Origin of the sequence: Pseudomonas sp. R84, assembly GCF_009834515.1 — a bacterium.
In the GTDB taxonomy this organism is placed as follows: domain Bacteria; phylum Pseudomonadota; class Gammaproteobacteria; order Pseudomonadales; family Pseudomonadaceae; genus Aquipseudomonas.
Window position 1 is genome coordinate 6112243 of the sequence record NZ_CP019426.1, and the last position, 10141, is coordinate 6122383.

Here is a 10141-nt window from a genome sequence, read left to right on the forward strand (position 1 = left end):
AAGATACCCCTGAATCACCGCATATCCCCTGTGGGAGCGAGCCTGCTCGCGAAAGCGGTCATTCAGCCAACATCATTGCTGACTGACCCGCCGCCTTCGCGAGCAGGCTCGCTCCCTCAAGGGATGTGTGTGTGTGTGTCGCAGGCAATAAAAAACGCCCCCGGCCTTTCGACCGGGGGCGTTTTTCTGTGGCGGGGGAAAGTTATTTAACTTTCACGCCTTCCAGCGAGATGTCCAGATCCGCAGTTTGCGAGGTAGGACCTGGGCCCTTGATCCCGAAATCGTTCAGGTTGAGGGTGGTCTTGGCGTTGAAGCCAGCACGCTCGCCGCCCCATGGATCCTTGCCTTCGCCGTTGAACGTAGCCTTGAAGGTCACCGGCTTGGTCACGCCGTGCAGGGTCAGGTCGCCGGTCACGTCAGCCGTCTTTTCACCGGTCGATTTAACGGCGGTGGAGACGAACTTGGCATCAGCAAACTTGCCCACGTCCAGGAAGTCTTTGCTGGCGATGTGCTTGTCACGTTCAGCGTGGTTCGACCACAGGCTGGCGGTTTTAACATCAACCGAGATCTTGCTGGCTTCAGGCTTGGCCGAATCCCACGAGAAAGTACCGTCGAAATCTTTGAAAGTACCGTGGATGAAGCTGTAACCCAGGTGGCTGATTTTCCAGTCAACGAAGGCGTGCTGACCTTCCTTGTCGATTTTGTAGTCCGCTGCCATGGCCTGGGCCGAGAGCAGTGCAGAACCGATTGCCAGAGCGGCCAGAGTCTTTTTCAACATGCTTTCTTTTCCTTTGAGTCGAGGTTGAATTTCAGGCTTTGCGACCGAGCATTCGCGTCAGGGTCGCATCACGATCAATAAAGTGGTGCTTCAATGCTGCCAACGCATGGAGACCGGAAAAAATTACCAGCGCCCACGCCAGCCAGAGATGAATCACCCCAGCGGTATCTGCCTGATCCGGTAGCCCGGAAACCAGTGCAGGAACTTCAAACAGGCCAAACACCGGGATCCCGACACCGTCTGCGGTGGAAATCAGGTAACCGGCAAGCATTACAGCGAACAGCGCCAGATACAGGAACCCGTGGCCGAACTTGGCGCCGATACGGGTCATGCGGCTGTAGCTTTGCAGCGTCGGCGGCGGTGGGCTGATAAAACGCCACAACACCCGCAACACCATCACACCCAACAGCACCAGGCCGATGCTCTTGTGCAGATCCGGCGCGTCTTTGCGCCAGCTGCTGTAGTAATCCAGCCCGACCATCCACAGGCCCAGCGCAAACAGCCCGAAGACCACCAGCGCCACGCCCCAGTGCATGAAGATGCTGACCCAACCATAGCGCGAAGAAGAGTTACGTAGCTGCATTGCCCAAATCCTGTGAGAACTGCGAACCAAGACTAGCGAGATATCTATCGAATTAAAGCGGAAAATTTCGCTTTGAAATATCGAGAAATACGATCAAGAGTCTGGAAGTGGCGTGTTAAGGAAAGATTAAAGGCGATTTTGTCGCGCAATACGCAGCTCAGGGCGGCCGATTCTCGCTGCTCGCTCACCGCTCCCCGGAGAAGACGCCGCTCAGGAAAATGCCGCAGACCGATAGTTTCCACTCAATAACTATGTATCGCTAATTGCTCCCCTGCACCTGATCAAATGAAAACTCAATCATTCATTGAATAGGTGAACAACATGGCGCTTCGTTACACCGCCTTTCAAGCAAGTGGCACTTCCGAGCTACCACCAAACCAGACAATGTCTCCGGGCCAATACTTGCAGTCCGAAAACGGTCGATACCGTTTGTTATTGCAGAGCGATGGCAACCTGGTGATGAAAGAAGGTGAAGCCGTAGTCTGGATCGCCGATAACAAGCAGCCTTACAGTGCAACTTTGCATCCAAAGAAGATGCGTGAGCCACTGCAATTTGTTGTCAGTAATAACGGTTTCCTCTTCGACCCTTCCCGACGGCGGCTATGGATTGCGGAAAGCACTCATAGCCTCGAAAAGTCCCTGTGGTACAACACGTACATGTCCATCCAGGACGACGGTAATCTGGTCATCTACGACCAGCGTAACGGCAACCTGCGTTGGGCTCGCTTCGGTTTTGTCCCCGGGCGGATTCGAAAACCCAAGCAACGCTGGCTCAGAAAGTTACCGAGCGGCACCGAGTTTTTCAAATGGGAGTTTTAACAGGCCCGAGTTTTTTGATTGATCAGTTCGTGAAAACCGGCGGCGGCTGCAAGCAGTCCGCGCTATATGGATCTATCTTGCATTGATGGGCAAGTTCAGCGCTATATCCACCAGGAAAGAAATGCCCATTAGCACAGCCGGAAAGTGTCATTAACAGAAGTATTGCCGTAAGTCTTTTCATCGAGCGCCTCCAATTTTTTCAAGCATAAATTTGGAGATCAGGCAGCCGCTATCATTTCGTTCTGATTATTTTGTGGGAACTGTCCTGCGCAGCGGTAAGCCCTGAGACTGCTTAGAGAAGGACTTAAGTGCATGCTTCATGGCAAAAAAAACGCGGCCCTCATGGCCGCGTTTTATTGGAACAAAGGCTTATTGCGCCTTGGTCTCGGTCGTTGCAGCAGGCTTGGCAGCTGGCTTCTTCGCCGGCTCAGCCTTCTTCGCTGCCGGTTTCGCTGCAGACTTTTTCGCCTCGGTTTTAGCCGCAGGCTTCTTCACCGCTGGCTTGGCCGCTGCTTTCTTCGCCGGTTCAGCTTTAACCGGCGCAGCAGGCTTCGGTGCTTCCACCGGAGCTGGCGCAGGTGCCGGGGTCGGCGCAGGTGCTGGAGCAACCGGCGCTGGAGTCGGCTCTGGAGCCTTCACTGGCTCAGGCTTCTTCTCTTCATCCGAACCGCCGAACAGGTTGCTGAAGAAGTTGCCCTTCTTCGCCGCCACGGCACCCGCCGCGCCTGCCGCTGCTGCAGCCGGAACCACTTTCGCCGGTTCAAACGATTTGCCCGCCGCCAAATCTTCAACCTGACTGGCTGCACGCTGACCGGTGCGCAGTGCGCCCTCCAGCGTGCCCGGGTACAAGGTGTCGGTGTGTTCGCCGGCGAACGTCACGCGTTGCAGCGGACGTTCCCACAGGCGCCAGAACTTGCTGATCTGGCCCGGGCCGTAAGCCAGGTAAGCGCCGCCCATCGACGGGTCGGTGCTGTAGCGACGGATTTCATAACCGGTGAACGAGCCACGGGCCTGTGGATAAAACGCGTGCAGACGAATCAGCACCTGATCGACCATCTGCTTGTCGCCGAACGCCTGCATCACGCGGGCATTGTCGCCGGACAGGTTGATCACCACGTTGGCGCCGCCCTTCAGCGCAGGTTCAATCCAGAGCATGCCAAGACCGGTGTTGCTATAAATCTCGCCGGACATGCGCGCCTTGCTTTCCCACACCGGCGTCTTGAACTTCAGCATGATCTGGTCGCGCCAGCCGTAGTTGGTGCCCTTGATCGCCGCCAGATGCTGAGCATCCAGCGCTGGGGTCAGGGCAATCTTGTTCAGCGCACGCAATGGCACAGCCAGCACAACGTAGTCAGCCTGATAGCCAACGCTGCCGACCTTGACGGTCACGCCATCCTTGTCCTGAACGATCGCGGAAACTGGCGAGTTGGTCTTGATGGTTTTGATCTGTTTGACGAACGCCTGCGCCAGCACCTGGCTGCCGCCGACTAGACGCGAAGCACGCAGGTCACGGTCGGAGATGCCGCGATAGACGCGGTTCTGCTGGGCGAAATACAGCAGCGACAGACGCGAAGGTTCGTCGTAGTGGGTGCGGATGTCCTGGTTGATCAACTGGCGCGCAGTGGCCGGCAGATTCTGCTTGTCGAGCCAGCTCGATACGGTGATCTGGTCCAGTGCGTGCAGGGTGCTGGTCGCCGCCGGGTTCTGCGGATCGTCGATCGAACGTGCCAGATCGTCGAGGGTTTTCTGGTAGCGCTTCAGGGCATCGGCGGTGGCCGGTTGCTTGGTCGCCAGATCAGCGGCGGAGAAATACTCGCCGTCGATCAGGTAGCCCGGGGTACGCACGAACTCAGGTGCCGGCGTGGTGCCGAGCTTGAACGTCGAGACGTACTTGTTCAGCACCGGCTGGGTCTTGTCGTTGCCGATCCACTCGCTGGTGGCCATGCCCGAACGACCGCCCAGGCTCGGCTTGGCTTCCAGCAGCGTGACCTGCCAGCCCTTGTTTTGCAGTTCATAAGCGGCAGTCAGGCCCGACAGGCCACCGCCGATCACGATTGCAGTTTTATCCTTGGCCAGCGCTGTAACGCTGAATAGCCCCAACATCACTAGCGCACAGGCGCGCAGCCAACCGACAGACATTCAGCGAACTCCGGAAATACACGTAGGAAAAAGCACTTTTGCGGGTCAGACGCCCCAAAGAACCGCGAAGAATACGTTAGCCATCAAAACGCCGCCAGCGACGTCTATCGGCTCATACAAAGTAGCTCAATCGACACAATGGGTTGTCCCCGCGCGACGCATTGCATAGGCTTGCGCGATTGTTTGCCCGCGCCTGACGCGAGCCGCCTCGAGGAGACTGTAAATGGGCCTGAATAACCAGTGGATGCAACGCGACCTCGCGGTGTTGTGGCATCCCTGCACCCAGATGAAAGACCACGAACAGCTGCCGCTGATCCCGATCAAGCGCGGCGAAGGCGTCTGGCTCGAAGACTTCGAAGGAAAGCGCTACCTCGACGCCGTCAGCTCGTGGTGGGTCAACGTGTTCGGCCACGCCAACCCGCGCATCAACCAGCGCATCAAGGATCAGGTCGATCAGTTGGAACACGTGATTCTGGCCGGCTTTAGCCATCAGCCGGTGATCGAGCTGTCCGAGCGTTTGGTGAAGATGACGCCGCAAGGCCTGAACCGGGTGTTCTACGCCGATAACGGTTCGTCCTGCATCGAAGTCGCGCTGAAAATGAGCTTTCACTATTGGCTCAATCGCGGCCAGCCAAACAAGAAACGCTTTGTCACCCTGACCAACAGCTACCACGGCGAAACCATGGCGGCGATGGCGGTCGGTGACGTGCCGCTGTTCACCGAGACCTACAAAGCGCTGCTGATGGACACCATCAAGGTGCCGAGCCCGGATTGCTACGGACGCCCGCAAGGCATGAGCTGGGAAGAGCATTCGCGCAGCATGTTCGCCGCCATGGAACAGACTTTGGCTGAGAATCATGACAGCGTCGCGGCAGTGATCGTCGAGCCGCTGATTCAGGGCGCTGGCGGCATGCGCATGTATCACCCGGTTTATCTGAAGCTGCTGCGCGAGGCATGCGACCGTTATGGCGTGCATTTGATCCTCGACGAAATCGCCGTTGGCTTTGGTCGCACCGGGACGATGTTTGCTTGTGAACAGGCTGGCATTCGCCCGGACTTCCTCTGCCTGTCGAAAGCCCTGACCGGCGGCTATCTGCCGCTGGCCGCGTGCCTGACCACCGACGAGGTCTACAGCGCTTTCTACGACGACTATCCAACCCTGCGCGCCTTTCTGCATTCGCACAGCTACACCGGCAATCCGCTGGCGTGCGCGGCGGCACTGGCGACGCTGGATATCTTCGAGCAGGACAACGTCATCGAGAACAACAAGGCCCTGGCCCAGCGCATGGCCTCGGCGACGGCACACCTGGTCGATCACCCGAACGTCTCCGAAGTGCGCCAGACCGGCATGGTCCTGGCCATCGAAATGGTCAAGGATAAAGCCACGAAAGAGGCCTACCCTTGGCAGGAGCGTCGTGGTTTGAAGGTGTTCCAGCATGCGCTGGAGCGTGGCGCGTTGCTGCGCCCGCTCGGTAGCGTGGTGTATTTCCTGCCGCCGTACGTGATCACCCCGGAGCAAATCGACTTCCTCGCTGAAGTGGCTAGCGAAGGCATCGACATTGCCACCCGTGACAGCGTCAGTGTGGCCGTGCCAAAAGATTTCCACCCGGGGTTCCGCGATCCGGGCTGATTCAAAATTTTTGGCGCCTGAGCTACCGCTTTCGCGAGCAGGCTCGCTCCCACAGGGGAATGCATTTCAAATGTGGGAGCGAGCCTGCTCGCGAATGAAGTCGACACCGATCCAACTGATTCACATCTTTCCAGAGACCCGAAATGAGACTGTCCCGCTTCTTTATCGACGCCCCCCTGAGCACCGGCGAACACGAATTGCCGGAGGCCCAGGCGCATTACATCAGCCGCGTGCTGCGCATGGCCGAGGGCGATGCGGTGCAATTGTTCGACGGTTCTGGCCATGAGTTTCGCGGCGCCCTGCTGGAAGTCGGCAAGAAGCGCGTGACCGTGCAGATCGACGAGCAATTCGCCGGTCAGGTCGAATCGCCGCTGCACATCCACCTCGGCCAGGGCTTGTCCCGAGGCGAGCGCATGGATTGGGCAATTCAGAAAGCCACCGAACTGGGCGTAAATGAAATTACGCCGATCTTCAGTGACCGCTGCGAAGTCCGCCTCAAGGACGAACGCGCCGACAAACGCCTGCTGCACTGGCGCCAAGTGGCGATCAGTGCGTGTGAGCAATGTGGTCGTTCGCGAGTGCCGGTGATTCATCCGCCGGTGTTGCTGGCGGACTGGATCAAGCAGACCGAAGCGGAGTTGAAACTGGTGCTGCACCCGGTGGCCGAGCCGTTGGTGAGTCATGCCAAACCGGCGACGCTAGCGTTCCTGATCGGGCCTGAGGGCGGTTTGACGGATGCCGAAGTCGAGCAGGCCAAAGGCAACGGTTTCCACGCCGCCCGCCTCGGCCCGCGGGTGTTGCGCACCGAGACGGCGCCAGTGGTTGCACTGGCAGTGGCCCAACAACTCTGGGGTGATTTCTAAATCCACAATTGGAATACGTTCCCCTGTAGGAGTGAGCCTGCTCGCGATAGCGGTCTATCAGTCAAAAACACTGTTGACTGGCCGGACGCAATCGCGAGCAGGCTCACTCCTACAGGGGGATGGTGGCGTCTCTAGAGGACATAAAACAGAATCGCGACAAAGTGCAGCAAACTCCCCGCGATCACGAACAAATGCCAGATCCCGTGCGCATGCCGCAACCGGTGATCCAAAGCAAAAAAGATAATCCCCACCGTGTACAAAACCCCGCCCGACGCCAGCCAGGCAAAACCTGTCGTGCCCAGCGCCGCAATCAACGGCTTCACCGCCACCAATACAATCCAGCCCATCACCGCATAAATCACGATCGACAGAATCCGCGCTTCCGAACGCGGTTTGATCTCTTGCAGGATGCCGATCAACGCCAGCCCCCAGACAATCCCGAACAACGTCCAGCCCCACGGCCCGCGCAGGGTCACCAGGCAGAACGGCGTGTAACTGCCGGCAATCAACAGGTAGATCGAAAAGTGATCAACCTTCTTCATGATCGCTTTCTTGCGCCCGCGCACGCTGTGGTACACGGTCGAGGCGCTGTAGAGCACCAGCAAGGTAAACGCGTAAATCGCCACACTGACAATCTTCCACGGGCTGCCATCGAGGCTGGCAATCACCAGCATCCAGACGCCGCCGATAAACGCTGCCACTGCCCCGACCAGATGGGTCCAGGCGTTGAGTTTTTCTCCGTGATACATGTATTGCTCACCTCACATTCGTTACCGCAGCGCGCAAGGCTCGGGCCTTGAGCGTAAAAGCGCAATGTTTCTGTTGAACACGATCCCCTGGAGGAGCTGCCGAAGGCTGCGATCTCTTGATCTTCCGTGCACAATCGGCCGATACCAAAAAGAGTCCGCGCCGTGCTGATCGACGAAGAATTGACCCTGAAAAAACTCGAGGTGTTCCTCGCTTTCATGCGCACCGGCAACCTCGCCCGCGCCGCTGCCGAGTTGCAGACCAGCAACGTCAGCGTGCACCGCGCCATTCATTCGCTGGAAAGTGCCCTGCGCTGCCCACTGTTCAAACATGAAGGCCGCAACCTGACGCCGCTGGAAAGTGCTTACGTGCTGGAAGAACGCGCGCAGAAGCTGATCAATGACGTGGTCGAAAGCGTGCGCCTGACCCGCGAAGCCGCCGGGTTCTCGGCTGAACGCTTCAAACTCGGCTCGCTGTACTCACTGACCGTGAAAACCGTGCCGCAACTGATCATGGGCCTGAAGATCCGCCGCAGCGAACTCAACATCGACCTGATCCTCGGCTCGAACATCGATCTGCTGTACAAGCTGAAAAACATGGAAGTCGACGCGATTCTGGTGTCGCTGGATGACAGCATCAACGACCCGGATTGCGAGCAGATTGCGCTGTTTTCCGACGACATCTTCCTCGCCACACCGGCAGATTCAAAGTTCGCCCAGCGCAGTGAAGTGGATCTGGCTGAGGTGCGCGATGAAACGTTCATCACCCTGACCCAGGGCTTTGCTACGCATCAGGACGGTAACCGGGTGTTCAAGCAGGCGGGGTTCGAGCCGAAGGTGGCGATGCAGGTGAATGACATCTTCACGCTGCTGAGCATGGTCAGCTCGGGGGTGGGTTATGCGTTGCTGCCGGGGAGGATTGCTGCGGTCTATGAGAACCGGGTGAAGCTGATTCCGTTGCAGGAGAAGTACCGGTTGCAGCAGCACATTGGTGTGGTGTTTTTGAAGGCCAAGGAAAGGGATCCGAATTTGCTGGCGTTGCTGGCGGAGTGTCGGATGTATGCCAATCGGCAGGCTGGGGTTTAGATCAAGATCAAGATCAACAGCTACCCCCTCACCCCAGCCCTCTCCCCCAAGGGGGCGAGGGGGAAAGGGAGCAGATCGGGGGCTTTTCAAAACCTGAGTTCGACTCAGGAATTTCAGGTCGGCGTACCTCCAACATCCACCTCGGTCAGTCCCCTCTCCCTCAAGGGGTAGAGGGAGCAGATCTCCATGGGTCTCAAAGCCTGAGTTCGACTCAGGACTTTCAGGTCGATGTATAACGCCAAAACACCTCGGTCAGTCCCCTCTCCCCCCGGGAGAGGGCTAGGGTGAGGGGCTTTTGATTTTCAGCCCACAATCCCGCGAACAATGAAGAACAACAACGATGGCCCCAGCAAGCAGCCAAGTCCGGTATGAAACGTAGCCGTCAACGCCCCATAAGGCACCAACCGCCGATCCGTCGCCGCCAGCCCCGCCGTCACCCCACTCACCGTCCCGGCCAATCCACCAAACACCATCGCCGAACGCGGGTTATCCAGGCCCATCCAGCGCGCCGCGACCGGCGTGCCGACCATCACCAGAATCGCCTTGATCAACCCGGTGGCAATCGACAGCGCCATCACATCCGAGGTCGCACCAATCGCCGCGCCGGTCACTGGCCCAACGATGTAAGTCACCGCCCCGGCGCCAATGGTGGTCATGCTCACCGCATCACGATAACCAAACGCCCAGGCCATGCACGCGCCGACAATGAACGGCAGAATCGTGCCCAGCAGCAGCGCAACTACACCAATCATTCCGGCCTTCTTCGCCTCGGTCGCCTGCACTTCAAACGCCGTGGCCACAATCGCAAAGTCACGCAGCATCGCCCCGCCCATCAGGCCGATGCCGGAGAATAACGTCAGGTCCGCCAGGCCCTTCTGCCCGCCGGTCATGGTGCCGCCGACCCAGGCCAGTACCAGACCAATAACGATGGCAATCGCCGAGCCGTGAATACGCCCGAACGTCAGGCGCTTAGAGAGCACCACCGACACCCACATGATCACGCCGACAAAGGCGAATGCAGTAACCAGCCCGTTGTGTTCCAGACCTTTCTCGATGAGATCCCACATATCAGCGACCTCCTACTGGCGTGCCGACCGGGGAGATTTCCGCCGGCTCGTCAGGCAATGGCTCGCCTTTATGCGTGCGGCTGATCAAGGCAATCGTGCAGCCACAGACCACCACCGAACCAATCGCCGCCAACACCGCCACCGGCCCACCGTGCAGCGCAGTGACAACGTTTTGTTGCGCAGCCATCGCCACCACCACAGGAATGTACATCGCGCCCCAGAAGCCGACGCCCATCTCGCATTCCTTGGTCATCCCACCGCGTTTCTGCATCCACAACCGCGCGCAGATCAACAGGATCATGGCGATGCCGACCCCGCCGACATTGGATTTGACGCCCAACAACACGCCGAGCATGTCACCCATGATCACCCCTGCCAGCGTACAGATCGCGAGCAGCGCCACACCGTAAATAATCATTGTTGTAGTCCT

General features: G+C 58.4%; 10 protein-coding genes. 4 read left to right on the forward strand and 6 right to left on the reverse strand.

Going from position 1 to position 10141, the window contains the following annotated elements:
• Positions 1–202: 202 nt before the first annotated feature.
• Positions 203–778, reverse strand: a complete 576-nt coding sequence (locus tag PspR84_RS27110) for a YceI family protein (protein WP_007913714.1) — start codon at positions 776–778, stop codon at positions 203–205.
• 31 nt (positions 779–809) lie between these two features.
• Entirely contained in the window at positions 810–1361 is a 552-nt protein-coding gene (locus PspR84_RS27115; protein ID WP_160059742.1) for a cytochrome b, read from the reverse strand.
• A gap of 321 nt (positions 1362–1682) precedes the next feature.
• On the opposite strand from PspR84_RS27115, the gene PspR84_RS27120 reads away from it, so the two are divergent.
• Positions 1683–2180 (forward strand): hypothetical protein, encoded by a 498-nt coding sequence (locus PspR84_RS27120; protein ID WP_160059743.1) that lies wholly within the window; start codon positions 1683–1685, stop codon positions 2178–2180.
• A 369-nt stretch (positions 2181–2549) separates the two neighbouring features.
• Here PspR84_RS27120 and PspR84_RS27125 read toward each other — a convergent pair whose 3' ends face one another.
• Positions 2550–4319 (reverse strand): flavin monoamine oxidase family protein, encoded by a 1770-nt coding sequence (locus PspR84_RS27125; RefSeq protein WP_160059744.1) that lies wholly within the window; start codon positions 4317–4319, stop codon positions 2550–2552.
• A gap of 223 nt (positions 4320–4542) precedes the next feature.
• Between PspR84_RS27125 and PspR84_RS27130 the strand changes: the two genes are divergently transcribed.
• Both PspR84_RS27130 and PspR84_RS27135 read left to right on the forward strand, forming a co-directional pair.
• A complete protein-coding gene (locus PspR84_RS27130; RefSeq protein ID WP_160059745.1) occupies positions 4543–5949 on the forward strand; it encodes an adenosylmethionine--8-amino-7-oxononanoate transaminase in 1407 nt (468 codons plus the stop codon).
• 143 nt (positions 5950–6092) lie between these two features.
• Complete coding sequence (locus PspR84_RS27135) at positions 6093–6812, forward strand: 16S rRNA (uracil(1498)-N(3))-methyltransferase (RefSeq protein WP_007913710.1); 720 nt, start codon at positions 6093–6095, stop codon at positions 6810–6812.
• Positions 6813–6943: 131 nt separating this feature from the next.
• On the opposite strand, the gene PspR84_RS27140 is transcribed toward PspR84_RS27135, so the two are convergent.
• The gene (locus PspR84_RS27140; protein WP_047596560.1) at positions 6944–7561 is read right to left on the reverse strand and encodes a hemolysin III family protein; all 618 of its coding nucleotides are present in this window, start codon (positions 7559–7561) and stop codon (positions 6944–6946) included.
• A 162-nt stretch (positions 7562–7723) separates the two neighbouring features.
• On the opposite strand from PspR84_RS27140, the gene PspR84_RS27145 reads away from it, so the two are divergent.
• Positions 7724–8644, forward strand: a complete 921-nt coding sequence (locus tag PspR84_RS27145; protein WP_034153639.1) for a LysR substrate-binding domain-containing protein — start codon at positions 7724–7726, stop codon at positions 8642–8644.
• A gap of 302 nt (positions 8645–8946) precedes the next feature.
• Here PspR84_RS27145 and madM read toward each other — a convergent pair whose 3' ends face one another.
• Complete coding sequence (gene madM / locus PspR84_RS27150) at positions 8947–9711, reverse strand: malonate transporter subunit MadM (RefSeq protein ID WP_077574887.1); 765 nt, start codon at positions 9709–9711, stop codon at positions 8947–8949.
• A 1-nt stretch (position 9712) separates the two neighbouring features.
• Positions 9713–10129: a malonate transporter subunit MadL gene (gene madL / locus PspR84_RS27155; RefSeq protein WP_038358777.1), complete on the reverse strand. Its 417-nt coding sequence runs from the start codon at positions 10127–10129 to the stop codon at positions 9713–9715.
• Between the last annotated feature and the right edge of the window lie 12 nt (positions 10130–10141).

What these genes read in the sequence shown, in the direction of transcription:
- PspR84_RS27110 (WP_007913714.1), bottom strand. Translation starts at nt 778, where the DNA reads ATGTTGAAAAAGACTCTGGCCGCTCTGGCAATCGGTTCTGCACTGCTC.
- PspR84_RS27115 (WP_160059742.1), bottom strand. Translation starts at nt 1,361, where the DNA reads ATGCAGCTACGTAACTCTTCTTCGCGCTATGGTTGGGTCAGCATCTTC.
- PspR84_RS27120 (WP_160059743.1), top strand. Translation starts at nt 1,683, where the DNA reads ATGGCGCTTCGTTACACCGCCTTTCAAGCAAGTGGCACTTCCGAGCTA.
- PspR84_RS27125 (WP_160059744.1), bottom strand. Translation starts at nt 4,319, where the DNA reads ATGTCTGTCGGTTGGCTGCGCGCCTGTGCGCTAGTGATGTTGGGGCTA.
- PspR84_RS27130 (WP_160059745.1), top strand. Translation starts at nt 4,543, where the DNA reads ATGGGCCTGAATAACCAGTGGATGCAACGCGACCTCGCGGTGTTGTGG.
- PspR84_RS27135 (WP_007913710.1), top strand. Translation starts at nt 6,093, where the DNA reads ATGAGACTGTCCCGCTTCTTTATCGACGCCCCCCTGAGCACCGGCGAA.
- PspR84_RS27140 (WP_047596560.1), bottom strand. Translation starts at nt 7,561, where the DNA reads ATGTATCACGGAGAAAAACTCAACGCCTGGACCCATCTGGTCGGGGCA.
- madM (WP_077574887.1), bottom strand. Translation starts at nt 9,711, where the DNA reads ATGTGGGATCTCATCGAGAAAGGTCTGGAACACAACGGGCTGGTTACT.
- madL (WP_038358777.1), bottom strand. Translation starts at nt 10,129, where the DNA reads ATGATTATTTACGGTGTGGCGCTGCTCGCGATCTGTACGCTGGCAGGG.